Origin of the sequence: Arenibacter sp. F20364 (assembly GCF_023015905.1) — a bacterium.
Classification (GTDB): domain Bacteria; phylum Bacteroidota; class Bacteroidia; order Flavobacteriales; family Flavobacteriaceae; genus Arenibacter.
Genome location: NZ_JALKBD010000001.1, coordinates 215,262 through 241,141, shown reverse-complemented (window position 1 = coordinate 241,141; position 25,880 = coordinate 215,262). Strand labels below are relative to the sequence as shown.

Annotated in this window: 23 protein-coding genes; 13 read left to right on the top strand and 10 right to left on the bottom strand. The window is 39.5% G+C overall.

The window, feature by feature from the left end; translation table 11 throughout:
- Positions 1-25: 25 nt before the first annotated feature.
- Complete coding sequence (locus MWU84_RS01020) at positions 26-571, bottom strand: pyridoxamine 5'-phosphate oxidase family protein (protein WP_246897092.1); 546 nt, start codon at positions 569-571, stop codon at positions 26-28.
- A 408-nt stretch (positions 572-979) separates the two neighbouring features.
- On the opposite strand from MWU84_RS01020, the gene guaA reads away from it, so the two are divergent.
- From guaA to MWU84_RS01000, 4 genes are all read left to right on the top strand, one after another.
- Entirely contained in the window at positions 980-2,512 is a 1,533-nt protein-coding gene (gene guaA, locus MWU84_RS01015; RefSeq protein ID WP_246897084.1) for a glutamine-hydrolyzing GMP synthase, read from the top strand.
- Positions 2,513-2,650: 138 nt separating this feature from the next.
- The gene (locus tag MWU84_RS01010) at positions 2,651-4,816 is read left to right on the top strand and encodes a LysM peptidoglycan-binding domain-containing protein (protein WP_246897080.1); all 2,166 of its coding nucleotides are present in this window, start codon (positions 2,651-2,653) and stop codon (positions 4,814-4,816) included.
- A 6-nt stretch (positions 4,817-4,822) separates the two neighbouring features.
- Positions 4,823-5,227: an OsmC family protein gene (locus MWU84_RS01005; RefSeq protein WP_246897077.1), complete on the top strand. Its 405-nt coding sequence runs from the start codon at positions 4,823-4,825 to the stop codon at positions 5,225-5,227.
- Positions 5,215-5,745 (top strand): DUF922 domain-containing protein, encoded by a 531-nt coding sequence (locus MWU84_RS01000; protein ID WP_246897074.1) that lies wholly within the window; start codon positions 5,215-5,217, stop codon positions 5,743-5,745. Before MWU84_RS01005 ends, MWU84_RS01000 begins: the two co-directional genes overlap by 13 nt.
- Before the next feature lie 233 nt (positions 5,746-5,978).
- On the opposite strand, the gene MWU84_RS00995 is transcribed toward MWU84_RS01000, so the two are convergent.
- Complete coding sequence (locus MWU84_RS00995) at positions 5,979-6,848, bottom strand: TIM barrel protein (RefSeq protein ID WP_246897071.1); 870 nt, start codon at positions 6,846-6,848, stop codon at positions 5,979-5,981.
- 310 nt (positions 6,849-7,158) lie between these two features.
- On the opposite strand from MWU84_RS00995, the gene MWU84_RS00990 reads away from it, so the two are divergent.
- The 6 genes from MWU84_RS00990 to MWU84_RS00965 all read left to right on the top strand — a co-directional run bounded on the left by MWU84_RS00990 (position 7,159) and on the right by MWU84_RS00965 (position 15,365).
- The gene (locus MWU84_RS00990; RefSeq protein WP_246897422.1) at positions 7,159-7,392 is read left to right on the top strand and encodes a DUF3820 family protein; all 234 of its coding nucleotides are present in this window, start codon (positions 7,159-7,161) and stop codon (positions 7,390-7,392) included.
- Between the two features lie 63 nt (positions 7,393-7,455).
- Positions 7,456-9,081, top strand: a complete 1,626-nt coding sequence (locus MWU84_RS00985) for a CTP synthase (protein ID WP_246897056.1) — start codon at positions 7,456-7,458, stop codon at positions 9,079-9,081.
- Between the two features lie 123 nt (positions 9,082-9,204).
- Positions 9,205-11,061, top strand: a complete 1,857-nt coding sequence (gene yidC, locus MWU84_RS00980) for a membrane protein insertase YidC (RefSeq protein WP_246896990.1) — start codon at positions 9,205-9,207, stop codon at positions 11,059-11,061.
- A 548-nt stretch (positions 11,062-11,609) separates the two neighbouring features.
- Positions 11,610-12,800, top strand: coding sequence for a tRNA 2-thiouridine(34) synthase MnmA (mnmA, locus tag MWU84_RS00975; protein WP_246896984.1), 1,191 nt, complete (start codon positions 11,610-11,612; stop codon positions 12,798-12,800).
- Position 12,801: 1 nt separating this feature from the next.
- Entirely contained in the window at positions 12,802-14,424 is a 1,623-nt protein-coding gene (locus MWU84_RS00970; protein WP_246896976.1) for a S8 family serine peptidase, read from the top strand.
- Complete coding sequence (locus tag MWU84_RS00965; RefSeq protein WP_246896974.1) at positions 14,424-15,365, top strand: DUF561 domain-containing protein; 942 nt, start codon at positions 14,424-14,426, stop codon at positions 15,363-15,365. The genes MWU84_RS00970 and MWU84_RS00965 overlap by 1 nt, the downstream gene beginning before the upstream one ends.
- Before the next feature lie 109 nt (positions 15,366-15,474).
- Here the strand turns inward: MWU84_RS00965 and MWU84_RS00960 are convergent, their stop codons facing one another.
- Together MWU84_RS00960 and MWU84_RS00955 are read right to left on the bottom strand one after the other, a co-directional pair.
- On the bottom strand, positions 15,475-17,205 hold the full coding sequence (locus MWU84_RS00960; protein ID WP_246896972.1) for a hypothetical protein: 1,731 nt from the start codon (positions 17,203-17,205) through the stop codon (positions 15,475-15,477).
- A gap of 332 nt (positions 17,206-17,537) precedes the next feature.
- Positions 17,538-17,762 carry a DUF2007 domain-containing protein gene (locus MWU84_RS00955; protein WP_246896963.1) on the bottom strand — a complete coding sequence of 75 codons (225 nt, stop codon included), beginning with the start codon at positions 17,760-17,762 and terminating at the stop codon, positions 17,538-17,540.
- Between the two features lie 94 nt (positions 17,763-17,856).
- On the opposite strand from MWU84_RS00955, the gene MWU84_RS00950 reads away from it, so the two are divergent.
- Positions 17,857-18,261 (top strand): hypothetical protein, encoded by a 405-nt coding sequence (locus tag MWU84_RS00950; protein WP_246896961.1) that lies wholly within the window; start codon positions 17,857-17,859, stop codon positions 18,259-18,261.
- A 14-nt stretch (positions 18,262-18,275) separates the two neighbouring features.
- Here the strand turns inward: MWU84_RS00950 and MWU84_RS00945 are convergent, their stop codons facing one another.
- Genes MWU84_RS00945 through MWU84_RS00920 form a run of 6 tightly spaced genes read right to left on the bottom strand, consistent with a single transcriptional unit; the run spans position 18,276 to position 24,494 of the window.
- Positions 18,276-19,610 carry a DUF58 domain-containing protein gene (locus MWU84_RS00945; protein WP_246896957.1) on the bottom strand — a complete coding sequence of 445 codons (1,335 nt, stop codon included), beginning with the start codon at positions 19,608-19,610 and terminating at the stop codon, positions 18,276-18,278.
- 47 nt (positions 19,611-19,657) lie between these two features.
- Positions 19,658-20,662, bottom strand: coding sequence for a MoxR family ATPase (locus MWU84_RS00940; protein WP_246896955.1), 1,005 nt, complete (start codon positions 20,660-20,662; stop codon positions 19,658-19,660).
- A gap of 3 nt (positions 20,663-20,665) precedes the next feature.
- Entirely contained in the window at positions 20,666-21,877 is a 1,212-nt protein-coding gene (locus MWU84_RS00935; protein WP_246896946.1) for a DUF4350 domain-containing protein, read from the bottom strand.
- A complete protein-coding gene (locus MWU84_RS00930; protein WP_246896943.1) occupies positions 21,870-22,577 on the bottom strand; it encodes a hypothetical protein in 708 nt (235 codons plus the stop codon). The genes MWU84_RS00935 and MWU84_RS00930 overlap by 8 nt, the downstream gene beginning before the upstream one ends.
- A gap of 17 nt (positions 22,578-22,594) precedes the next feature.
- Positions 22,595-23,545 (bottom strand): hypothetical protein, encoded by a 951-nt coding sequence (locus MWU84_RS00925; RefSeq protein ID WP_246896935.1) that lies wholly within the window; start codon positions 23,543-23,545, stop codon positions 22,595-22,597.
- The gene (locus MWU84_RS00920) at positions 23,499-24,494 is read right to left on the bottom strand and encodes a stage II sporulation protein M (RefSeq protein WP_246896933.1); all 996 of its coding nucleotides are present in this window, start codon (positions 24,492-24,494) and stop codon (positions 23,499-23,501) included. Before MWU84_RS00920 ends, MWU84_RS00925 begins: the two co-directional genes overlap by 47 nt.
- A 38-nt stretch (positions 24,495-24,532) precedes the next feature.
- Between MWU84_RS00920 and MWU84_RS00915 the strand changes: the two genes are divergently transcribed.
- Entirely contained in the window at positions 24,533-25,258 is a 726-nt protein-coding gene (locus MWU84_RS00915; RefSeq protein WP_246896926.1) for an RDD family protein, read from the top strand.
- Between the two features lie 3 nt (positions 25,259-25,261).
- Positions 25,262-25,879: a trimeric intracellular cation channel family protein gene (locus MWU84_RS00910; protein WP_246896924.1), complete on the top strand. Its 618-nt coding sequence runs from the start codon at positions 25,262-25,264 to the stop codon at positions 25,877-25,879.
- Position 25,880: the final 1 nt, after the last annotated feature.

Here is a 25,880-nt window from a genome sequence, read left to right as displayed (position 1 = left end):
ATTTCCTATCTTACTCCGAATAGCCCTAGGGTACTAAATATTCACTTTCCCACTGTGTACCGACTTTGGAGAAACGGACCCTAATGTGGTGGGGTTGACTTAATTTTAGATACTCAATTTTATAGGGTGTGATCTCTACTAGGCAGAAATGATTTTCTTCGTCAAGATATTCCAAATTATGCGGGTCAATTAAATTGCTTCCAGGAGATCTGCTGGTGGTATATTGTTTTTTGGCCATAATATCCAATTTATTCCAGTATTCTTCCTTGGTGGCATTGTCATCCTTATAGGTTGCTGTTCCTTCTATCTTTAATTGAAGCAATCTAGTGGGGTGGTACAACAGTAGGCTGACCCTTTTGTTTTCTTTTATATGCGTAATTTTTTTAGAGCGCTTATCAGTGTAAAAGGTCAGCTTCAAATTATCGGTTACATCCCGTAAGACAACTGTCCGCAAACGGGCAACCTGATCCAATCCCACGGTAGCCAATGTAAAAAATCGGAATGGATGGTCTTTTTCCGTGGGCCCCTTTTGTAGCTCTTCCCTTATTTCATCTAAGTAAACGGTAGCCATGACAATCTTTTTTTTGGTTTATTAAAGATAAAAATAATTGTTGGAGTAGGGTATTTCTTTTCTCAGTTGTTATAGATATAAATTGCTATGAAATTGAAGGTAATTTCTAACGAAATTGTGAGTAGTTATAATTAGTTAATTGGTTTAGGTTGGTTTTGATTAGTGAGCCCGGTTGGTTACCGGGCTTTTTTTTGCTTAATTTTAAAGATCTTTTCAATTGACCCCAAATTTTACCTTTTTAAATTGGATGTTTTATCAGTTTATGGAGTTTTCCAACGGTAAAAGGAAGCCTTTATTTAAAAGGTGATATCGATAAAAAGCTTGCCCAATATCTTTCTGTTTATAAGTTTTGTGATTATTATACCATAAAGATACTTTTTCAAGAATTTCAAATTGTTATTTTTGCCCATGCAAAATAACGTCCTCATATTAGATTTTGGTTCCCAGTATACACAGCTTATCGCAAGGAGAGTTAGGGAACTTAATATTTTCTGCGAAATTAAGCCGTACAACCATTTGCCTGACGATTTATCGGAATACAGGGCAGTGATACTTTCTGGATCGCCGTTTTCGGTGAGGGGGGATGATGCCCCGCATCCAGATTTGTCACAAATAAAAGGGAAGAAGCCTTTATTGGCAGTTTGTTACGGAGCCCAATATTTGGCGCATTTTAACGGTGGCGAAGTAGCTCCGTCCAATACTCGTGAATACGGTAGGGCCAAATTGTCCTTTATAGACCACAGTGAATCTTTTTTCGAAGGAATTTCGGAAGGTAGTCAGGTTTGGATGAGCCATAGTGATACTATAAAGGAATTGCCTGAAGGAGCCATTAAATTGGCAAGTACCCATGACGTGGAGAATGCGGCCTACAAGCTAAAAGATGAAGAGACCTATGCCATACAGTTTCACCCGGAAGTATATCATACGACCGATGGGAAAAAATTGTTGGAAAACTTTCTGGTGCACATAGCCGGTGTGGCTCAGACTTGGACCCCGGATTCCTTTGTGGAATCTACCGTGGCCGAATTAAAAGCTAAAATTGGAGATGAAAAGGTAATACTTGGTCTATCTGGTGGAGTGGACTCCACAGTTGCGGCAGTTTTATTGCACAAAGCTATCGGAAAGCATTTGCACTGTATTTTCGTAAATAATGGACTTTTGCGGAAAAATGAGTTCCAATCCGTATTGGATCAATATGAAGGAATGGGTCTAAATGTGAAGGGTGTTGATGCTTCGGCACGTTTTTTGGATAGCTTGGAAGGTGAGAGTGATCCAGAAAAGAAAAGAAAGGCCATAGGTAGGGTTTTTATAGAGGTCTTTGATGATGAATCACATTTGGTGGAAGATGCAAAATGGTTGGCCCAAGGAACAATTTATCCTGACGTTATTGAGTCGGTCTCGGCTACTGGAGGTCCATCAGCGACCATTAAAAGTCATCATAATGTAGGTGGATTGCCGGATTATATGAAGTTGAAGGTGGTTGAGCCCTTGCGAATGTTGTTTAAGGATGAGGTTAGGCGTGTAGGCGCCAGTTTGGGAATAGATAAGGAGTTATTGGGCAGACATCCCTTTCCGGGACCAGGATTGGCCATTCGTATCCTTGGAGATATTACTCGTGAGAAAGTGGCTATTTTACAGGAAGTAGATGCCATTTTTATCAATGGGTTAAAGGATTGGGGTCTTTATGATAAGGTTTGGCAAGCGGGTGCTATGCTTTTGCCCGTTAATAGTGTAGGTGTAATGGGTGATGAACGGACTTATGAAAAATGTGTAGCTTTAAGAGCGGTGGAAAGCACCGACGGAATGACGGCGGATTGGGTAAATTTACCCTACGAATTCCTGCAAAAAACCTCCAACGATATTATAAATAAGGTTAGAGGCGTTAATAGAGTGGTGTATGATATTAGTTCCAAACCACCTGCAACCATCGAATGGGAATAATTTGAGAGCTTGTACGGTAGGGATCTAGTTTCTAGCTGTTCATTAATTTTTAATTTTTATTATAACATTGTTGTGTTTATGTTCGTTCTCAATTTTGTACTTGGCTTATTTTAAATAGAACAAATAAAATCTATACTTGTGAAATTATATAGAAAAGTAATATTGACAACATTATTATTAATGTTGGTGAGCATCAATGCAATAGCGCAAAAATTCACAACCCATTCTGTTAAGGCAGGGGAATCCTTGGAAAGTATCGCCAAACAATACGGTGTAAGCGAGAAAGGAATATTAAATTACAATAAGGAGATAAAAAAAGGTCAGGCTTTAAGGGCCAATACTATTTTGGTGATACCATCGTCCAGCGGTGTGGTGGTAAAAAAGGACAGTGTATCAAAGGTAAACACCTTGTTACAAGCGTTGAAAGGTGATGAAGCAGGTCTAGAAGAGCAGGAACCTATTGGCTATACCGCACATAAAACCAAAAGAAAGGAAACCCTGTTTGGGATTTCAAAACAATATAATATTTCGGAGGACGATATTAAACGGTACAATAAAGAATTGTATTCTGTTCAGTTGAAAAAGGGCATGATCCTCAAGATACCCAAATATAAAAGGGTAGATCCATCTGAAAAAGCATACATTGAGGACAATTATGAAATTTATACCGTACAACCAAAGGAAACACGTTGGAGTATAGCCAATAAGTACGGAATTACCATCGATAGTTTGTTGGTACTGAATCCAAAATTGTCCAAAATAACCGATTATCTTTCTTCTGGGCAAGAGCTTCTTTTGCCAAAAATATTGGGGAGTTCCATTAAGGATCAAGAAACCCAATTGTACAATTCATATACAGTTCCGCCAAAGCAGACTTTTTATAGTTTGGAGAAAAAGTTTGGTTTAACGGCCAACGAAATTATAGCATTGAATCCCGAAATAAAGGAAAGGGGAGGGTTAAAGGAAGGAATGGTCCTAAGGATACCTGCAAAAAAGATAGAGACCGGTGTGGTCAACATAGAAAATTACAATTTTTATGAGGTAAAACCGAAACAGACCGAGTTCTCACTTACCCGCAAATTTGGTGTTACCTATAAGGAATTATTGGATCTTAACCCAGAATTAAAGGATGGTTTAAAGGCTGGTATGGTCTTAAAACTGCCCAAGGCCCAAACTGGAAATTTTGACGTAAAAAATGCCCTCATCTTAGATAAGATCAACCTAAGGGATAGTATCAATATACTTAACCGTCCTAAATTAGTTTTTCTTTTGCCGTTCAGATTGGATCGGTTGGATTTAAACGATAAAGAGGCCACAAAAAGTGCTATTGAGAATAGAAAAGATGTAAGATATAGTTTGGGACTTTATTCGGGAGCAATGGTAGCCCTGGATTCGATAGCCAAACTGGGAATTTCCGTTGATGTTAAAACATACGATACCCAACTGGATATGAATCGGACGAAGGGGTTATTGCAAAAGGAAAATTTAATAGGGGTTTCGGCAATTTTTGGTCCCCTGGAGTCCAAATCCCTTAAAGAGGTTGCACTGCAGGCCTCGGAATATAGTGTGCCCGTGGTAGCTCCCTTAACGGATAAGAGCGATTTAAGTTTGAACAATGTATTTTTTGCGCTTCCTTCGGAAAAGGTTTTGGAGGATCATATGATGACATATGTAGAAGGATTGAGAACAAAGGAAAACGTAATCATAATTGCCGACCAGAAGAACAAGGCTACAGAATCTGCATTGTTAATGAAATTTCCCGGAGCCAAAATCGTAACCTTAAAGGAAGATAGAACGGTGGATATCGAGAAAATTTCCAAGATACTTTCCATTGAGACGGAGAACTGGGTGTTTTTGGAAACTGATCAAGCCAATGTAGTATATCATGTTGGTTCGTTGCTAAATTCTTTGATAAGTAAGGAGGTAAGCATACGTCTTTTTACAACGGACAAGAACAAGGCTTTTGATAGTGAAGTTGTTTCCTATTCCCATCTTTCAAATTTGAGGTTTACGTATCCTTCAGCTTCAAGGGAAATCGGAGAGGATAGTTTTGTAAAATTATATAGAAAGAAATATGGAGCGGATCCCGATGCCTATGCGGTACGTGGTTTTGACCTTACTTATGATCTACTTTTAAAATTGGCCTATAAAAATGACTTGGTAAATGCTTCCAAACTTGTTGGGGAGACCGAATATGTGGGCAACAAGTTTAATTTTAACAAAGATATATCCTCAGGGTATTTTAACAGGGCTTCCTATATTCTCGGATATGAGAATATGAATATTATTGAACTTAAAGATTAAAATCCAATGACCTCGAAAGTAACATATACTGGTGGACTTAGAACGAATTGTGAGCACATTGGATCGGGTAATTCCTTTATAACGGATGCGCCATTGGACAATCATGGGCTTGGTCAGGCATTTTCCCCAACGGATACCGTTGCCACTGGCTTGGCCAGTTGTATGTTCTCCGTAATGGGAATAAAGGCTAGGGGATTGGAATTGGATTTGGAGAATTCAACTGCGGAAGTTGTAAAGCATATGGAGGCCGATCCTAGGCGAATAACCAGGGTCGATGTTAAATTCAATATGCCCAAAATTATTTCTGACAAACACAGGAAAATCCTGGAACATACCGCACGTACCTGCCCCGTGCATTATAGTCTGCATCCAGATATCGTAAGGAATATCACCTTCCATTGGGAGCTTTAAAGAAAATAGTATGGCTTTTTATTTGGCTTTTTCTCAATTTGGGTTTTGGGCAAGAAGAGGAGATGGTGTTATGGACCCCATCAAAAAAATTGTCTTGGGCCGATTTTAAAGGAAAGCCGTCCAATATTTCCAATGCTGCGGCTATCACGGCAAGCGGCATAAGCTATAGTTTTTCTGCACAAGGAACCAAGGATAGAATGGAGCTGGACTTCAAAGTAGATACCTATTTTTATCCTGGTAAATCATGGTATAAACCTAAATTGGCCAACCCTATGATCTTAAGCCATGAACAATTGCATTTTGATATTTCAGAAGTGTTTGCACGCAAATTGAAACAAATACTGGCCGAGACCGAATTCACAAGTAATGCAAAGGCTGAGGTAAAGGAGATATATAGGGAAGTACTTCGTGAACTAAACGACTATCAGCATCTATATGATGGGGAAACGAACTTTTCCAGGGATACCGTGCAGCAATTAATTTGGAATAATAAGATTAAAAGAGCTTTAAATAATTAAAAAGGAGACTTTGCAAAGTCTCCTTTTTTTTTACACGATAATCGAGATTTAAACCTGCCTGCCGAAAAAGGCAGGCTTGCCCCGAGTTAGTTTACACGATAAGCGAGATTAAAATACTCCGACGCTGGCCTACCCGTTTCGTTCGGGCGGGCGTCGAAATGTTATTAGTAGTTTTCTTCTGATACCTCAAGGGCTTGCCCTGAGGTAATTGACTATTTCATTGAAGTAGGGTCTTATATGTCACAAATGGTAACCCCTTCTTTTAGGGCGGCTATTTTATCGTCCCAGGTAGGAATAAACTCTTGTGCCACATGTCCCTTATAACCGGTAGCCAAAATGGCCTTCATAATTGCCGGATAATATAGTTCCTGAGTTTCGTTTATTTCATTTCTTCCCGGATTACCTCCAGTATGGTAATGTCCAAAATACGCATGGTAATCTTGGATGTTACGAATGATATCGCCCTCCATGATCTGCATATGGTAAATATCATAAAGCAGTTTAAAATTGTCGGATCCCAATTTTTTGCACAATTCTACACCCCATTCGGTATGGTCGCACATATAATCTTCGTGGTTCACCTTGGAATTCAATAACTCCATTTGTATAACCACTCCGTGTTTTTCCGCCAGGGGCATAATCTTCTTTAATCCGTCCACACAGTTTTGCAATCCAACGGCGTCATCCATTCCCCTTCGATTGCCACTAAAGCAGATAAGATTGGTGTAGCCTGCTGCTGCCACCTTTGGAATCATCTCCGTGTAATTTTTTATCAAAGTTTCATGGTATTTGGGATCGTTCCATCCTTCCGTGAGGCTAATTTCGGCCCCGTTGCACATGGAGGAATTAATATTGTACTTTTTAAGTAAAGGCCAGTCTTTAGGACCTATTAAATCTACGCTTTGTATCCCTAGATCGTTTAACGACTTTAAAAAATCTTCAAGTGGGATGCTCCCATAGCACCAATAGCAAACACTGTGATTAATGTTGTTTTTTAATTTAGATTCTTCTTTGTTGTTTGGCTCCATTGCATTTCCAGTTTTGTAAGCCAGCATGCCAACCGATGCCGCTGCTGAGGTTCCTATAAATGTTCTTCTTTTCATCTGTTCTACATTATTTTTTTGTTGAAGGTACTTGAATTTGCCATTGAATGTTTCCTGTGGATTTTCCCTGGGCAACGTGAGGCGAAATATATCGGCCGGATTACCATCAAAATGTCATTTAGGCCAAATATAAGTGGTGTTTCGTTTTAAATGTAAATTGTACGTGTATAAAGATAGGTGATTTGTCTTAAAAATACGAAATTTAGATATAGAATGTTTAAAATGTCCTTGGTTTAAATTGGGAAATAGATTTTGACAAAATACTTTGGAAGCATTTACTAAGGTGGTATCTTTGGGTAGAATCTTTAGTATGAATATAGTTCCGGACAAAAGACAATTAATAGAACTGGCGCATTATAGAATGCCATTTGGAAAATTTAAGGGAAGATATTTGGTGGAGCTTCCCGAACCCTATCTGGTATGGTTTCAACAAAGCGGTTTTCCAGACGGAAAGCTTGGACATTTATTGAGAGCCATGCTAGAAATTAAAATTAACGGACTTGAAGGTCTAATTCGAAAAATTCAAAAAGATTTTCCCCAATAATACCCCTGAATTGTGATAGCAATTCGTATTTTTGCTCGCGTTACGAATTCAACCTAACGCTTCATGTCGCAGACTAAATATATTTTTGTAACCGGTGGGGTTACTTCATCCCTTGGAAAAGGGATTATAGCAGCCTCTCTTGCCAAGTTATTACAGGCACGTGGTTATAAGACTACTATCCAAAAATTAGATCCCTATATTAATGTTGATCCAGGAACTTTAAATCCCTACGAACATGGAGAATGCTATGTTACGGATGATGGTGCGGAAACCGATTTGGACTTGGGTCATTACGAGCGTTTTTTAAATGTTAGGACTTCTCAGGCCAATAACGTCACCACTGGAAGAATTTACCAAAGTGTTATAGAAAAGGAACGAAGAGGTGAATTTTTGGGAAAAACGGTACAGGTAGTGCCCCATATTACCAATGAAATAAAGGAACGTATCCAATTATTGGGTAAGAGCGGGGAGTATGATATTGTAATAACCGAAATAGGGGGTACGGTAGGGGATATAGAATCCTTACCTTATATAGAAGCGGTACGTCAACTGTTATGGGAGTTGGGCGATAATAATGGAATTGTTATCCATTTGACCTTGGTGCCCTATCTTTCTGCTGCCGGGGAATTAAAAACAAAGCCTACCCAGCATTCTGTTAAGACGCTTATGGAAAGTGGTATAAAGGCCGATATTTTGGTCTGTAGGACAGAACACCAAATTCCTGATGATCTAAAGGAAAAATTGGCCCTCTTTTGCAATGTAAAAAGGGAAGCGGTAATACAGTCCATCGATGCATCAACCATATATGACGTGCCTATTTTAATGCAGCACGAAGGGTTGGATACCGTAACCTTAAAAAAATTGGCACTGCCAGACAACGTAGTTCCCGATCTTACAAACTGGAACCAGTTTTTGCAATGGCACAAGAATCCGAAAAATGAGGTTACCGTTGGTCTAATAGGGAAATATGTAGAATTGCAGGATTCCTATAAATCCATATTGGAATCTTTTATACATGCCGGATCGGTAAACCATGTAAAAGTAAAGGTGAAATCAATTCATTCAGAACATCTTTCTGCCAAGAATATCGAAAAGAAGATGCAAGATCTGGACGGTATTCTTGTAGCTCCAGGCTTTGGGGAAAGAGGAATAGAAGGGAAAATTAAAGCAGTGCAATTTGCCCGTGAAAATAAAATACCGTTTTTAGGTATCTGTTTGGGAATGCAGATGGCCGTAATTGAATATTCCAGAAATGTACTTGGTCTTAAAGAGGCCAATTCTACGGAGATGGATGAAAATACCCCTGATCCTGTTATCAGTATCATGGAGGAACAGAAAAATATTGTCAATAAGGGGGGTACAATGCGACTGGGAGCCTGGGACTGTCATTTGGAAAAAGGAAGTCTAGTGCAAAAGATCTATCATGGGGCGTCCGAAATTTCTGAACGTCACCGTCACCGTTATGAGTTTAACAACTTGTATAAAAAACAATTGCAGGAAGCTGGACTGGTAGCCTCTGGTGTAAACACTGAAACCGGATTGGTAGAAATAGTTGAGATTCCTTCGCATCCGTGGTTTGTTGGGGTTCAATATCATCCTGAATACAAAAGTACTGTAGACAATCCGCATCCATTATTTGTTGGATTTATTAAAGCGGCTCTAAAGCACCAGAAGGAATTAAAGCAATAAACTAGTGCCAGTTTGACATATATAGTGCAAATGGGCATATATTTGCACGCTGTTTTAAACTGTTGGGAACCTTGATGTTGGTTGAATCCCTACCGAGAACATTTTTTTAAAATTAAACTTTAGATGGAAGAAAGGAAATTGGATATTAATACCATCATCGGCTTTGTGCTAATTTTTGGTATTCTTATTTTTATGTTTTGGCAGAACCAGCCAACACCGGAAGAGCTGGAAGCGCAGAAGGCAAAGCAAGAGCAGCTTGAGGCAGCCAAGACTGAAGAGGCCAACACGGCAAAAGAAGAAATTTCACAGCCCAAGGCAATTGATCTCCAAGATTCAACAGCTGTAGCAAGCTATAAGAGCGCTATAGGTGCCTTTGGATATACTGCTCCGTCAGATGGGACCACCGTGTTGGAAAACGATCTTGTTTATTTGGAAATAAGCAACAAGGGAGGCCAGATTATTGAAGCGAGGATGAAAGGTTATGTAACCTACGATTCCGTTCCGGTTTACTTGATAAAAGATGGCAATGCCAATTTCGCACTTAATTTTAGCACTTCGGACAATAGGGTTTTAAATACCAACGATCTGTATTTTGAACCCGCACTTTCCAAATCAGGAGAAAATCAGGTGCTTTCCATGAAAGCTAAAGTGGCATCGGATAAGTTCTTGGAATATCGCTATGAAATGAAGCCTGACGAATATCTCATTGGTTTTGCAGTGCGTTCGCAAGGTCTGAATGGAATCGTGAATAGTTCCAAGCCAATAGACTTGGATTGGAAGATGAAGGCTATACGCCACTCCAAAAGTATCCAATATGAGAATAGATATACCAGGGTTACCTATAACCATGATGGAGAAAAAATAAGTAAATTATCCGAAGGTAGTGAGGATGAGGAAACAGAAGAGGATGTAAAGTGGATATCTTATAGGCAACATTTTTTTAGTTCTATTCTTACCTATTCCAATAAGTTTGAAACTGCCAAATTGAATTCTGTAAATTTGGTGGAGGAAGAAAGTCACACCCAACAATTTACAAAAGAGTTTGCCTCCGTAGTACCATTGGAACTGCAGGGAGGAGAGTTTGCCTATAATTTTAACTGGTACTACGGACCAACAGATGTTAAGGTTCTGGCACAATATAAGGAATTGGGACTCGAGGATTCCATTCCATTTGGCTGGGGAATTTTTGGCTGGATCAACAGATATATTTTTACCCCTGTATATACTTTCCTAAGTTCATTCCTACCTTACGGTATTGCCATTGTGGTCATGACGATTTTGGTAAGACTTATAATGTCGCCAGCTACTTATAAGTCCTACTTGTCCCAAGCTAAAATGAAGGTGTTGAAACCAGAAATTACCGAGCTTAACGAGAAGTTCAAGGACAATGCCATGAAGAAGCAACAGGAAACCATGAAATTGTATAATAAGGCTGGAGTAAGCCCTATGAGCGGTTGTGTGCCTGCTTTGTTGCAAATGCCGATCTTCTATGCCCTGTTCATGTTTTTCCCGACTTCCTTTGCGTTGCGACAGAAGCCATTTTTGTGGGCAGATGACCTTTCTTCCTATGATGCTATAGCACAGTTGCCATTTACCATACCATTTTATGGGGATCACGTTAGTTTGTTTCCGATATTGGCCTCTGTTGCCATATTCTTTTATATGATGATGACCACTGGGCAGAATATGCAGACCCAACCCGGAATGCCCAATATGAAATTTATCATGTATTTGTCCCCGTTGATGATGTTGGTTTTCTTTAACAACTATGCGAGTGGACTAAGTTTGTATTATTTTGTGTCTAACTTGATTACCATTTTTATAATGCTGGCCATCAAGAATTTTATTTTGGACGAGGACAAGATCCATGCCCAGATACAAGAGAATAAAAAGAAGCCTAAGAAAGAAAATAAGTTTCAAAAAAAGATGCGTGAGATGATGGAGCAAGCTGAGGAACAGAAAAAAATAGGCAAGAAATAAGTCTTAAATTGTTTATTTTACGATTAAAGTGCTTGAATTTTTTCAAGCACTTTTTTTTTGTAAGTGATGTTTTTGACGAGGGGGATTAATGTATTAGAGGGTAATTTCCCTAAACAAAAAAACCCGACCATTAGGTCCGGGTTTTTAGCATTGATCTGGTTTAGTTTGGTAAGATTTGGGTCTCCAAAGATTGTCTTTTTTTAAGCTGTGAAAAACTAATAGTTGTAAAGAGGTCTTTTTAGTATGTTAAAGTATCTTCTTTTGTTGTGTGGGTATTTTTAAGTTTAGAAATCTACTGTTTTGAGGTAGTTGGTAAACCGGTTTTAACCATGAGCTTCCCTTAAAAACATAGGATCGGAGTCGAGGTTATTTCCCTTGCTGAGAATTATAGGGTTAATTGTTGTACAATACTAAATACGAAGTTGTTCCCTGAATTGTCATAGAAACATATTTTTATGGCAAGCAAATTGCAATTTTGTATTTTTGCAGTCTAATTGTAAGTCAATATTGGTCGCATACGACCAAGGATAAACAATAAATAAGAACAGATGAAAAAGGTGGTAGTCGGACTTTCCGGCGGTGTGGATTCCAGTGTTACGGCATATCTCTTAAAGGAGCAAGGGTATGAGGTTATTGGCCTTTTTATGAAAAATTGGCATGACGATTCTGTGACCATTTCCAAAGAATGCCCATGGTTGGAGGATAGTAATGATGCCCTTATTGTGGCTGAGAAATTGGGAATACCCTTTCAAACCGTAGATTTAAGTGCCCAGTACAAAGAGCGCATTGTGGATTATATGTTTAGGGAATACGAGAAAGGCAGAACACCAAATCCAGATGTGCTTTGCAATAGGGAGATAAAGTTTGATGTATTTATGAAAATTGCCATGCAGCTGGGAGCCGACTATGTGGCGACAGGACACTACTGTAGAAAGGGCGTTATTAACAATGAGGACGGAACGGAAACATATCAGTTGCTGGCAGGTGCTGACGGAAATAAGGACCAATCCTATTTTTTATGTCAACTATCACAAGAACAACTGGCCAAGACCTTATTTCCAATAGGGGAATTACAGAAGCCTGAAGTGCGGAAAATAGCTGCAGAGAATGATTTGATCACCGCAGATAAAAAGGATTCCCAAGGTCTTTGCTTTATAGGGAAGGTACGTTTGCCAGAATTCCTGCAACAGAAGTTAAGGCCCAAAAAAGGTGTAATTGTGGAAGTGCCTGCTGTTTTGGAGCAGTATGTCAATAATGTTCCAGAGTTTAATTCCAAATTGGAGGAGTTGGCCTATTACGCTGAAAAACCACACTATGACCTAACCGATGGGAAGGTGGTAGGGGAGCATCAAGGAGCCCATTACTTTACCAAAGGACAGCGTAAGGGATTGGATGTTGGTGGAACCAAAGAGCCTTTGTTCGTAATTGAAACCGATGTTGACCAAAATGTAATTTATACCGGTCAAGGTAAGAGTCATCCTGGGCTTTACCGTAGGACCTTATTTGTAAACAATGATGAAGTGCATTGGGTACGCACAGATTTGGCGTTGGAGGTGGACCAGACAATGGAGGTTATGGCCAGGATAAGATATCGTCAACCTTTGCAAAAGGCAACACTGCACAGAGTAGATGCTGGTTTGTATGTTGATTTTATTGAAAAACAATCGGCTATTACGGAAGGGCAATTTGTAGCCTGGTATATTGGAGAAGAATTGGTAGGGTCAGGCGTAATCTCATAAAATGGCAAGGGGTACCCTTTTTCTGTTGATGTTATTCTCGGTTTGGGGAAGGGGGCAAGAGCACGCCTGGGTATATTTTAAAGATAAGGACCAGGTAGAGGAGTCCATATTAAATCCAGCACGTATTTTATCGGAACGTGCAATACAAAAAAAGAACAGATTTAACATTGCCATAGATGAAAGGGATGTACCTGTCAACGAGGCTTATATTGCCCAATTGAAACTTCAAAACGGCATTACGGTCAAGGCCAAGTCCAAATGGTTCAATTGTGTTCACGTTCTAGGTAGTATATCAGATATTGCGGCCTTAATGGATCTTCAGTTTGTAGACTATATTTTTTATGCGGACAGGAGTTTGAATGCCAAAACCAACCTGTTTTCGACATCGAGAAATCAGTCCAACAATCATTCAAATAAGTTTCTGGAACAAGAGGCCGATTTTGTCTACGGGCAAAGCGATGCGCAAATAAAACAATTGGGGGTAAATGTATTGCACAAAAACAACTTTACCGGAGAAGGTTTGTTGATTGCTGTTTTGGACAGTGGCTTCCCCAATGTGGATCAAATGAGTGCTTTTGAACGTCTACGATCTAACAATGATTTATGGGGCGGGTATGATTTTGTTTTCCGATCCTCAAACATTTATGCAGCCAACGGAAGTGATCATGGTACAAGGGTATTGTCCGATATGGCCGGTTTTGTGGACGGACAATTTGTAGGGACAGGTCCGGATGCCAGTTACATTCTTTTTAGAACGGAAGATGCCGCTACGGAAACACCAGTGGAGGAAAGCTATTGGGTAGAGGCCGCTGAGCGTGCAGATAGCCTTGGGGTAGATATAATTAACAGTTCCTTGGGCTACAGTACTTACGATGATCCAAGATATAACTATTCCCCATCGGATATGGATGGAAATACGGCCTTTATTTCCAAAGGAGCCAATATAGCAACGGAAAAAGGGATATTGGTAGTAAATTCCACAGGGAATTCAGGTGATAGCTCTTGGGGTATTATTACGGCTCCGGCAGATGCCAATGTATTTGGTGTTGGAGCGGTTGATACATCTGACAACTATGTGGCATTTAGTTCCAGGGGGCCAAGCGCTGATGGAAGAGTTAAACCGGATGGGATGGCCTTAGGGGGTGGTGCTACCGTCATTGGTCCGGATGACAGATTGGTGAGAAATAATGGAACCTCTTTTGCATCGCCAATAATGGCAGGTGCCATAGCTTCCTTTTGGCAGGCATTCCCCGAAAAAAATAATCTTGAGATTATGGCAATAGTGCGGGAATCGTCTTCCCATTATCAAAATCCAAATTCCCAAATGGGTTATGGAATACCCAATTTTTCCCTACCCTTGACGCTATTGGGTATTGACATTTCTAATGCTGATTTATTGTACCTATTTCCCAATCCCTCCGAAACAGAATTTCAAGTACAGCTCCCCGAGACCTATGGGAATGCCTATTTAACGCTATTTGATATTTATGGAAAGCGTATCTTGGAAAGGCAGATTAACGAAAACAATAAAGAAATATCAGTAGAAAATTTAAGTAGGGCCATATATATTGTGCACGTTAGAATGGATGGGGTTCGCAAAGAGTTTAAATTGATAAAAAACTAATGGGAAATAGAATTACCGATCTTTTTGAAATAGAATATCCAATAATTCAGGCCGGTATGGTATGGGCCAGTGGATGGCGTTTGGCATCTGCCGTTTCCAACGCCGGTGGATTGGGTATTATAGGAGCCGGATCCATGTATCCGGAGGTGCTGCGAGAACACATAGAAAAATGTAAGTTGGCCACCAATAGGCCTTTTGGGGTAAACGTGCCTATGTTATATCCAGATATTGAAAAGCTCATGGAGATTATTGTGGAGTTGGAGGTAAGAATTGTATTTACCTCGGCAGGAAATCCTAAAACTTGGACTCCATATTTAAAGGACAGGGGCATAACTGTGGTGCACGTGGTGAGCAGTGTTAAATTTGCACAAAAGGCTGAGGAAGCTGGGGTAGATGCCATTGTAGCGGAAGGTTTTGAAGCTGGTGGGCATAATGGTAGGGATGAGACCACCACTTTGACATTAATCCCGGCTGTGAAAGAGAAAATTAGTGTTCCTTTAATAGCTGCTGGTGGAATAGCTACGGGAAGGGCTATGCTGGCCGCCATGGTTTTAGGAGCCAACGGGGTACAGGTGGGTAGTAGGTTTGTGGCGAGCAAAGAAGCTTCGTCCCACCCTTTGTTTAAGCAAAAAGTGGTAGAGGCCGGTGAGGGCGCAACACAGTTGACCTTAAAGGAATTGGCTCCGGTGCGACTGATAAAAAACAAGTTCTACAACGATATTCAACAAGCCTATGCCGACTGCGCTTCTGTGGAGGAACTAAAAGTCCTTTTGGGGCGTGCACGAGCCAAAAAAGGGATGTTCGAGGGAGATATGGATGAAGGGGAATTGGAAATAGGTCAAGTGGCCGCAATAATCCACGAAATAAAACCCGCTGCCCAAATTGTATTGGACATGATGGAGGAATTTACCCATGCCAAGGCAGAGGTGAAGCATTTTTAGGAGCCATATTGATCCATAACTTTATGATACCCAAATTGGGAAAAAGAATTTTCCAGCATTTTGGGAGTTTCTTTAAAAAGCGACCCCTAATTGTTTATAATATACCTAGTTATAAAACAGAAGTTTTTATTGGCATATCTGCATGTTCCCAGGCATTGTCAAATTCCTGTTTTATCTTTTTGGCTTCCTCCAATTTACCTTGACCAATAAGGCTTTCATGAAGTCCAATTAAGGACCAGCCGTTTTGGCGTACTATTTCCAGGTCTTCCTTATACACTTTTTCAGCTTCTTCATATTTTTGAGCCTTTAGTAATGCAGCCCCTAAAGTCTGTCTTACTGGAATATGCCATGCAGTAGGCTCGCTGTATGTTAGCTGGTCTTCATAAAATACCGCTTGCTTTAGGTGTTCCAATGCCTCTGTCATATTACCTTCGGCATTGGCTATTTCACCGGATACAACCCCGTGTGCAATTTGGGCTATACTCGAGGAAGGATTGGTGTAATTGGCAACTATAGTTTCCAGTTCTGGATCGTTCTTCATTACGGCAATAGCTTCCAGTTCTTCTTTGGCCTCTTTTATGTTATTTTTTCTAATAAAAGCAATGCCCCTAGAGTAATGCCAAATAAGCTTAAGGTGTTGGTATTCATCTCCTGGATAAGGAATGGTCAGAATTTCATTCCACTTGCCGAACCGGGTGTAGGCCAATAGTGGCGTGGAGGCAAAATCTTGTAAAAATGGCAAAGTTGCCATCTCTCCCAAAGGAACTTTTTCCGCCGTTTTTTTAGCGGCTTCAATGGCCAGATCACTATTGCCCAAGAGGGTAGAGGCAGACCATAGAAAGTGCAGATTGTGCGGGTAGTATCCCAAAGGATACATACCTTGGGAATAGCATTGGGAAATATAGTCCTCATCTGCCAATATAGCGGCCTGGTTAACCTTTACGGCATCCTCGTACCGGCCAACCCTTATATAGATATGGGAAGGCATATGTACAATATGGCCGGCAGCCGGCATAAGAGCCCCAAGCTTATCAGCACTGGAAACCGCTAGGTCTGGTTTGGGAAGTTCAACCATATGAATATAGTAATGATGCGCACCGGGATGGTCTGGATTTAACGCCATGGCCTTCTCCAGGGCAGCTTTGCCCTTTAAGGTATTTGGAGCTGGGTTACCTTCATTGTCCCAATAATTCCATGGCGTAGTATTCATTACTGCAGCGGCATATAAGGTTTGTATATTGGCATCGTCCGGAAATTTATCCGCTACCTTTTCCATGGCGTTCATATAGTCCATGTTTAATTCTGAAATTTCTTTGGTTAAATCACTACTGTATCTATGGGACAGCGCCTCTATTAAAACTTTTTCTTTGGGAGAAGCGCTTTGGGACAAGTTATTGGCTTTTATAATTGCTTCAAAAGATTTTTTTCTGCGCTCGTCATCCGGCATGGGGTCATTTATGTTGGGGCCCAAGGTGTAGGCCTGCCCCCAGTAGGTCATTGCCGCAGTGGGATCTAATCGGGATGCTTCCATAAACGAGCGGTGGGCTTCTGCATGATTGAATGCATAGGTAAGTTTTACACCCTGATTAAAATAAGTCTGGGCCTTTTGGTCTTTTGTGCTAATACCGAAATGTAAATTGCCAAGATTCTCAAATAAGGGTGCAATTTGTTGGGTGGTATCTACATTGCTCAATAGGTATTTGGCAACGGTACATTTCATAGCGTAAAAACTGGCTTCCTGAGTTACCTCCAACACCTTAGGGGAGGGTTGTGGTGTAAAATAATAGACTAGGGACAAAAGAATTACGGTCAATATAGCAAGACTCAATTTTGTTCTCATGACATTGAAATTATATGTTGATGTTTAATTCGTAGATGGATTTCCAAGCTACTTCAATAGGCCAACCTCCGTTTGAAAATAAATTGCTTTAATTTTTAGAGGCAACAGCTAAAATAAGTGGGGAAAACTTATGGTCACTAACTTATAGGGGAGAGAGAAAAACTATTATTTTTCTTAATTAAAGGTAGTGAATTCTAGGGAGTTATACTAGAATAATTTTGGTTTGTGCTGCAAAGGGTCAAGGACTTTATATTGCAAACTGGTATTCATCCTGATGTAGGAACTATTTGGTCAAGAATTTTTTAAGGACCATCTTATGGCCAAATCCTTTTTTATATATTGATAATAGTTTGGACAATCTTTTGTGCTTTTTCCAACTCATCGGCGTGAACATATACTTCTTGGTTCCCTTGAATGGCAGACCCAAAACCCGCCAATCTTCCAGATTCTGAATCGTCCTTTAACACTGGTACTACGCCAATTTCCCTAAGTTGATTTACTATGGTCTGTGCCAAAATAAAATTGCCTGAAAATATACGGGTATAGTTGGTTTTCATTTTTATGGTGTTTATAACATTTAGACAAGATACATAATTTTATAAAGCTGTAAAATAAAGAGAATTTATATGGGCATTAGTATCTTTGTGGCTCATGAAAACTATTATCACAGGCATTGTCATTTTTCTATGCGCATGGCCATTAAAGGCACAACTGGAACAGGATAAGGCCAAACATTTTGTTGCTGGTTCTCTAAGTGGGGCTATTGGGGCCGATATAGGGGATCGTCTTTCTGGAGGAAATCGCTATTGGAGAATTGCGGGTGCCGTTACTTCGAGTTTGTTGGCAGGCCTGGCCAAAGAAGCCTATGATGAACATAAATACGGGGGTTGGGACAATAGGGATCTTGCTGCAACCGTATTGGGAGGAGTGTCCATAGGAATTACTATTGATATATTTTCTGAGAAGAAGCAAAGAAGGAGAAGGGAGATGATGTTTGACTTGACCCAACATAATGTGACTTTTTCCGACCAGGAAACGGACAACCGGATGCATTAATTTATTTTAAATTTCTAAATTAGTCCCCTCGCTTTTATTTCCAAATATTTGTTGATAGTGTTTAAAGTCAGCTGCTCAGGTTTTGTCAGAATAGTCTGAATACCGTATTTCCTTAATTCGTTAACGATAAGCTTCTTCTCATAAATGAACTTTTCAGCTATGGTCTTTTCAAATATCTGTTGGATATTATCAGCTTTTTCTTCCGTAAATTTGGTCAATTCGGTGTTTTCAAAGAATATGACCACTAATAAATGTTGCTTGGCAATAGCTTGAAGGTAGGGAAGTTGCCGCTGAAGGGCATCCAGAGTTTCAAAATTGGTATAGAGCAGAAGTAGGCTCCTATGGTTGATATTTCGTTTTATATCGGCGTATAATCGACTGTAATCACTTTCTACAAAATTAGTTTCCAAATTGTAAAGTGTTTCCAAAATAAGGTTCATTTGGGAGCTTCGTCTTTCAGCAACAATACGGTTTTCAATCGTCTTGCCAAAGGCGAACATACCGGCTTTATCCTGCTTTTTAAGGGCAATATGGGAAATGACCAAAGTAGCGTTAATGGCATAATCCAATAAGCTTAGTCCGTCAAAGGGCATTTTCATGACCCTGCCCTTGTCTATAACGGAGTAAATAGGCTGCGACTTTTCATCCTGGTACTGGTTAACCATCAGTCCTCCTTTTTTTGCCGTTGCCTTCCAGTTAATGTTCCGGATATCATCCCCCAGAACATAATCCTTGATTTGCTCGAACTCCATGGTGTGGCCAATACGGCGAATTTTTTTAAGACCATATTCAAAGAGTTTATTGCTAAATGCCATAAGGCCATATTTTCGCAATTGTAGGAAGGAAGGGTACACAGGGACTTCTTGTTCATTGCCGAAGGTGTACTTTTGGGAGATGAAACCAATAGGGGAGTTGGCAAAGACGTTTAAATTCCCAAAGGAATATACCCCTCTTTCCGTAGGTCGCAGGTAATATTTGAACATCTTTTCCTTTCCTTTCCCTAGGGTAGTGGAAATACCAAAATCCCGCTTTTGAAATTGATGGGGAATTTCATCCAGTATTTTCAATCCGGCCGGGAACAAATATGAATTGGATACGTTTATTTTTATTTCGTTTTCGTCCCCATTGCTAAGTTTTTCGGGAACCGAACGACAGCCTTTTATTCGGCCCTTGGAGGCGAAGATTAAAATAATATCAACCAAAAAAATTAAGGCAAAGGCATAGAAAAACATCTTTATCACGCCTAGTATATCCGGGACCATATAGGATAGCAGAAAACCTACAACCAAGCTTGTCAATACGATAAAAAATCGCTTTTGTAGATACATGTTGCCTAGGATTTTTTTCATTTGTTATACGAGCTATGCTATATTTTTATGCTGAGAGGTTTGGTCCATTATCTCGGGATTTCAATGGTCTCCATAATCTGTGTTATCACTTTATCCGGCGTAAAGCCTTCCATTTCCCTTTCCGGGGTCAGAATGACCCTGTGCCCTAGAATCGGGGGTGCCACTTTTTTAATATCATCAGGGGTTACAAAATCACGTCCGTTGATAGCTGCCAGTGCTTTGGAAGCGTCCATTATGGCTATAGATGCCCTGGGAGAGGCTCCCAGATATAAATTGGCATTGCTACGCGTATTGTGGACTATACCGGCAATGTATTTCATTAGATTATCTTCTATTATGATTTCCTTTATGGTCTCCTGATAATGGGCTATTTGATTCGCGTTGAGTACCGAGCTTACCAAGCTTTCCAAGTTTTTATTTCTTTGATGATGTTTACTTTCCAAAATCGCTATCTCTTCTTCCAAGGACGGATAGATCACTTTAATTTTAAAAAGGAACCGGTCCAATTGTGCTTCCGGAAGTCGGTAGGTACCTTCCTGTTCAATAGGATTTTGGGTGGCAAATACCAAAAATGGAGGTGCCATTTCATAAGTATGTCCATCCATGGTAATTTGCCGTTCGGCCATGGCTTCAAACAAGGCTGCTTGCGTCTTGGCCGGAGCACGGTTTATTTCATCTATCAAAATAATATTGGAAAATAAAGGTCCTTTTTTAAACTCGAACTCTGAGGTCTTTACATTAAAAATGGAAGTGCCCAAAATGTCGCTGGGCATTAGATCTGGGGTGAATTGTATTCTGCTAAAGTCGACATTCATGGTTTTGGCCAAGAGTTTTGCCGTAACCGTTTTAGCTATCCCCGGTACGCCTTCAATTAGTGAATGGCCATTGGCAAGGATAGAAATAATCAGTAGTTCGATCATGTCCTGTTGCCCTATGATCACTCTCCCCAATTCCGATTTTATCTGTGCCACCGATGATTGCAGCTGACCAAGGTCTATTCTATTTTTAAATTCGAAAGGCTTGTTGTCTTCCTCTTGCCGACTCTCTTCCATGTATTATTTTTTAAATTGATTTAATTTTTTGTTCAGTTGAATAACATCCTGCTCGTTATGGGACCTTTTATTTTTAAGATGTACTATTGTATCTAAAATGTCTTGGGCTTCCGACAGTGGTTTGCCAGACCTGGCTGCTAGCAAGGTCGCAGTTTTCTCGTTGATCGTTGCGGTATTAAGGTGGTAATTAGTTCTTAAATTCTCTAGAAAAAAGTTGATTTTTTTAGAGATAAGATCCGTATAATCCCTGTGCTCGTAATAAAGCCCACCTACTGCTTTGGCAAATTCAATGGTTGAATTCTCCAAAGGTTTAATTACCGGAATAATGCGCTGTTCCCGCTTGGCCTTAAATATTATGAAAATAATTAGTCCAAACATACTCAAATAATAGGCCCACTTTAAGGAAACTTGGTTAAGTACAAAACGCATAGGGGAATCTATTACTATCCGGCCAGATTTTTTGTAGTTGTCCCAGTATAGATCCATATCATTTAAATAGGAAAAGGCATTGGCCACATAGTCTTTATTGCCCTTCAACATATAGTAGTTGGTAAACGTCTGTGGGGTGGTATTCAAATAAAAATTGCCCTTGCCAAATTTTACCTTCACAAAATTGGGGCTTTTGGTTTTTTTATTGGATCCCGAAGGAATAATCCCTTTTTCGAAATCATAAGAAATATGGCCTAGGACGGTAGTGTTTAAAGTGTCTACAGAAGAGAAATAAGTTCTGTAAATTCCCCTTGTCAAGGAATAGTTTTGTTCGGAAAATGAATTGTTGGTCAGCTGGATCAGCACCGTATCCTCCTTTACCGAGTATTGGGTTTCTACTTCAATATTCAGGGTGTCCGAAAGGTAGGAACCAAAGTTGGAGGCAGCAATAAAGCTATCATTGCCTTCATGCACGTATTGAAGTAATTGATTGGACTCCTGTTTGTCCAGATCCAGAAAATCATTGATCAATAAATAGTTGGAGGTACTTCTGGTATCCCTTGCCACCAAGGTATTGTACAAACTTTCGTTTGTAGTATGTATTTTTTGTCCTGGAAATAGATTGGGAAGTTCATTGAACAATACATAGCACCCAAAAGGAATTTTGTCCGAAGACGTATAGGATGGTCTCCAGTTCAAGGGCTTGGGGCGCACAATTTCAGTCACTATAATACCAATAAGTACAGCAAGAAATAGCCCTAGGATTAATTTGGAACGTTTATCCATGGGCACCTATATTGTTTATGTTGATGAATTTTATCTCGGCAGCCTGATATTTTAGATCGTCTATCTCCTGTTCCCCGTACCAAATATGATCGTACAAATAGGAAACATCTTTAAAGAGCAGTTTTATTTTAGGGGCCTCTATTTCCTTTTCGTAATCCTGATTGGTTTTTTTATAATGCCATTCAATGATCTGATGTTGGGATAGTGTTTTTAATACTTTGAGGTATTGATAGCGTATGGCCAATCGGTAATCTTTTTGCTGTATGGCATCACGTATCAAAGCATCCAGATCCAAGTTTTCTATATGTTCCTCTGCCAAGTTTAGATTAATAATTGAAGCCTCCTTTTTTCTAAATATGGCAGAGGCATTTTCTCCGGTCAGGAACCTAACAAGTAGGTATATGGCCAACGCTCCCATAAGGGCATATATGATGTATTCCAATATTTTGGTAATCCCTGGGGGAAGATCAATACCAAAAACATCCCTAAGACCGTTCATTAGCCAATTTAGAAAACGGGCCAGTATATTTTGTGACTCCCCGTCCTTGATATCATAGTTAAATTCTTTTCCTTGATATTTTTGTGCTAAATTTTCTTCCAATGTTCGCAATATCAATGTACTGTTGGTATCTTGGGTTAAGGCAACGGAATCTTTTTCCCCTTGGGCCAAGCCGGAGAATAGGACAAAAAAACAATACATGTTAGCCGCTAATCTTATCACTGGTCTTTAAGTCCTATTTGGTCTATTTTGCTTCTAGAATTTAAATTATAGGTTTTTTCATGAAGGGAAAAGTACAATAGTCCATTTACGAATTGTGATAAACATTGTGAATAAACGGCTATAATAAGTAAAAGGCATGTTCCTAAAGTATAAATGATGGTAGGTACTATGGAAGCGCCTAGATCAACATCATTTTGCACCACATGAAAAGTGTAAAGCCCTATAAGGATCCCTGGTATCATAATAACGACCATAAACAAAAGACCAATTAAGAATCCCAGGATAAAATTCACTCCCACCGATCTCCAAAAGTTCTTGGCCACCAAATTCCAACCTTCCCCAAGGGCATCCATAACACCTCTTTTTTCTTTCAGCATAACAAAAAAAGACACTCCAATCCAAGCCATTACGAAGTATTGGATTATATATTGCGCTATCATTCCTGCCAGAGGTATAAAGGTTAGTATAACGGCTGCGATCATTAGGCCCAAAAAGAGTACTATCAGTATTGAAATAAAAATAATAATGTTTCCCAAATTATTTTTCACTTCTTCCCAGACATCGGTTTTATCAAAATTCAGTCCTTTGCGTTCTTCGTATTTTATCATATATGATGTGCTAAGGCTATAGTTTAAAGCAGCCACCATTAGGAAAATAATGAAGAATAAAATTCCTCCAAATATGAGATACATTAAATAACTTTCACTATCAGAACCCAACGTATTTATTCCTGTGTTCTGGTTGTCGGTAAAAAGGCCGATCATCCCGGATACCAGCAAATAACTAACGATCAATAGACCTATCAGAAAAATACCATTATAGCTTAGGAAAACGTTGGTGAATTTTTTAAGGTTTTGTTTAAAGAATTCGAAGTACACATTAATGATATCCCCAAAGTCCCTATCTACCCTTAGTTCTATAAATTTTTCCTGGTTTTTGATTTGCATAGGATTGGTTTAATAAAATGGGATAAATGATATAATAAAAAAGTATAAGCAATAAAGAAAAGCCAATAATTGAGAACGCCAACCAAGGTGGCATATTGGAATAGCGGGTAATAAACCCTTCTATAAAACCGGCAATTATAAAAAAGGGAATGGTGCTGACCACTACTTTCAATCCGTCCTTGGCACCTTTCATAAAAGAGATCCGCCTAGAATAGGTTTTGGGAAAAAGAATGCTATTGCCCATGATCAACCCGGCACAACCTGCAATGATGATCACCGAAATCTCTATGGTCCCGTGCAGCCAAATCTGCTTGTTTGCCTGATAAAAGACGTCCTGTGTATAAAAAAAAGTAATGAAAGCCCCTAGCATTACGCCATTGCTGAACAGAATGTAGGCCGTACCAATACTGGTGATTACGCCAAAGGAAAATGCCATAAAGGCTACTTTAATATTGTTAATGGTAATCCCTAAAAAGGTGCCAATTTCACTACCCCCTTTGTATATGGCCGTAGGGTCTCCATGGGCAATATTGTTGAGAGTCTCATTAACATAGGCATCACCTAAAATTAACCTCACAAAGGTATCATCGTTTATCACAGAAATACTTCCTATACCACTGGCAATTATAAAGATAAGGAAGGCTATTCCCAAGGTCTTGTGATATTGCCTAAAGAAAAGTGGGAATTCCGTTTTCCAAAAATCCAAGATTCTATTCCGGTTCTCCTTTTTGTTTTTATATATTTTTTGGTGTGCTTGGGATGCCAAGGAATTTAGGTACAACAATGTCTTGCTTTCCGCGTAATAAGTCTGTGCGTAGGCAAGGTCGTTGGTCAATTGAATATAACCATTGGCAAGTTCATCCGGGCTAATGTGGGCATTATAGTTGATAGCCTTTTCAAATGCTATCCATTTTTCTTTATTTTGCCTCACAAAAGCTGCCTCGCGCATACCGGGATAATCCTTTAAGAAATAAAAATAGTACTAATATGTCCAAACTTCAAATCAATACAACGCAAAATGTAAACCTAGATTATAAAATTGTTGGTGTTGGTGAAAGGATAGTAGCTTTTTTAATCGACGGATTTATTCTATACCTCTACGCCGTACTGGTGCAGTTGGTAGGAAGGGCTATAGGATATGTGTTTGATGATAGTTGGACACAGATTGGATTGGTAGGCCTTATTTTTCTTCCGGCCATGTTTTATAGCTTAATTATGCACAGTCTGTTCAATGGGCAAACGGTGGGGAAAATGCTTATGAAAATCAGGGTAGTAAGATTGGATGGCTCACCTGTGCATTGGTCCAATTTATTGGTTAGATGGATGCTCCGTTTTGTAGATATTTGGCTTTTCTTTGGATCTGTGGGACTATTGACTATTTTATTTACGGATAAAAAACAACGATTGGGGGATGCTGCTGCCGGTACCGTGGTCATTAGTACAAAAAACACAGTTAAAATTTCACATACCATTTTGGAAGAGGTAGAGGAAACCTATGCGCCTAAGTTTACCAATGTAACTTTATTGACGGATAAGGATGTTCATCTCATAAAGGAAACCTATCAAATTGCCAAAAATAGTCAAGATTATAGGACTTTGAAGGCCTTGAGAGACAAGGTGGAAAGTCTTTTAAATTCCAATTCCGAACTCTATGACGTTCAATATATTGATACAGTTTTAAAAGATTATAATTTTTATACCCAAAAATCATAGCCCATGCTCTATTTTGTAATTGATATTTTAGGAATAATTTCCTTTGCTATTTCCGGTGTTTTGGTGGCTATAGACAAAAAGCTGGATCTTTTCGGAGTCTTTATTATAGCCTTTGTAACGGCAACAGGGGGAGGTACTTTAAGGGATTTGTTAATTGGCAATACTCCGGTACTATGGATGCAGGAACCCACCTATGTTTATGTTATTGCCGGAACCGTTGTTTTTGCTATAATTTTTAGGAATCAATTGAAATATGTACGCAGGTCACTGTTCCTTTTTGATACTATTGGTATTGGTCTGTACACCATGGTTGGAATTTCACATGGACTTCAGTCGGGCTTGCCTCCTGTTATGTGTATTGCCCTTGGTACTATAACCGCTTGTTTTGGAGGGGTAATACGGGATATATTATGCAATGAAATTCCGGTAATATTTAGGAAGGAAATTTATGCTACGGCCTGTATAATGGGAGGTGTTGGCTTTTTTCTTTTACGAAAGTTACCTTATGACGATGCGTATGCTTATGTGGCAACCATTTTAATAGTAATAAGTATCCGGTTAGTTGCGGTTAAATTTAAAATATCCCTTCCAAGTATATACCGCAGTCCCAAGGAAGGATAGT

Bases quoted from the DNA above. Each gene is read 5' to 3' on its own strand.
- MWU84_RS00955 (WP_246896963.1), bottom strand. From the start codon at position 17,762: ATGAAAACCAACTATACCCGTATATTTTCAGGCAATTTTATTTTGGCA.
- MWU84_RS00920 (WP_246896933.1), bottom strand. From the start codon at position 24,494: ATGCGCGAGGCAGCTTTTGTGAGGCAAAATAAAGAAAAATGGATAGCA.
- MWU84_RS00960 (WP_246896972.1), bottom strand. From the start codon at position 17,205: ATGAGAACAAAATTGAGTCTTGCTATATTGACCGTAATTCTTTTGTCC.
- MWU84_RS00990 (WP_246897422.1), top strand. From the start codon at position 7,159: ATGAATATAGTTCCGGACAAAAGACAATTAATAGAACTGGCGCATTAT.
- mnmA (WP_246896984.1), top strand. From the start codon at position 11,610: ATGAAAAAGGTGGTAGTCGGACTTTCCGGCGGTGTGGATTCCAGTGTT.
- MWU84_RS00940 (WP_246896955.1), bottom strand. From the start codon at position 20,662: ATGGAAGAGAGTCGGCAAGAGGAAGACAACAAGCCTTTCGAATTTAAA.
- MWU84_RS00970 (WP_246896976.1), top strand. From the start codon at position 12,802: ATGGCAAGGGGTACCCTTTTTCTGTTGATGTTATTCTCGGTTTGGGGA.
- MWU84_RS00935 (WP_246896946.1), bottom strand. From the start codon at position 21,877: ATGGATAAACGTTCCAAATTAATCCTAGGGCTATTTCTTGCTGTACTT.
- MWU84_RS00985 (WP_246897056.1), top strand. From the start codon at position 7,456: ATGTCGCAGACTAAATATATTTTTGTAACCGGTGGGGTTACTTCATCC.
- MWU84_RS00910 (WP_246896924.1), top strand. From the start codon at position 25,262: ATGCTCTATTTTGTAATTGATATTTTAGGAATAATTTCCTTTGCTATT.
- MWU84_RS00925 (WP_246896935.1), bottom strand. From the start codon at position 23,545: ATGCAAATCAAAAACCAGGAAAAATTTATAGAACTAAGGGTAGATAGG.
- MWU84_RS00915 (WP_246896926.1), top strand. From the start codon at position 24,533: ATGTCCAAACTTCAAATCAATACAACGCAAAATGTAAACCTAGATTAT.
- MWU84_RS01020 (WP_246897092.1), bottom strand. From the start codon at position 571: ATGGCTACCGTTTACTTAGATGAAATAAGGGAAGAGCTACAAAAGGGG.
- MWU84_RS00965 (WP_246896974.1), top strand. From the start codon at position 14,424: ATGGGAAATAGAATTACCGATCTTTTTGAAATAGAATATCCAATAATT.
- MWU84_RS00995 (WP_246897071.1), bottom strand. From the start codon at position 6,848: ATGAAAAGAAGAACATTTATAGGAACCTCAGCAGCGGCATCGGTTGGC.
- yidC (WP_246896990.1), top strand. From the start codon at position 9,205: ATGGAAGAAAGGAAATTGGATATTAATACCATCATCGGCTTTGTGCTA.
- MWU84_RS01005 (WP_246897077.1), top strand. From the start codon at position 4,823: ATGACCTCGAAAGTAACATATACTGGTGGACTTAGAACGAATTGTGAG.
- MWU84_RS00930 (WP_246896943.1), bottom strand. From the start codon at position 22,577: ATGTATTGTTTTTTTGTCCTATTCTCCGGCTTGGCCCAAGGGGAAAAA.
- MWU84_RS00945 (WP_246896957.1), bottom strand. From the start codon at position 19,610: ATGAAAAAAATCCTAGGCAACATGTATCTACAAAAGCGATTTTTTATC.
- guaA (WP_246897084.1), top strand. From the start codon at position 980: ATGCAAAATAACGTCCTCATATTAGATTTTGGTTCCCAGTATACACAG.
- MWU84_RS00950 (WP_246896961.1), top strand. From the start codon at position 17,857: ATGAAAACTATTATCACAGGCATTGTCATTTTTCTATGCGCATGGCCA.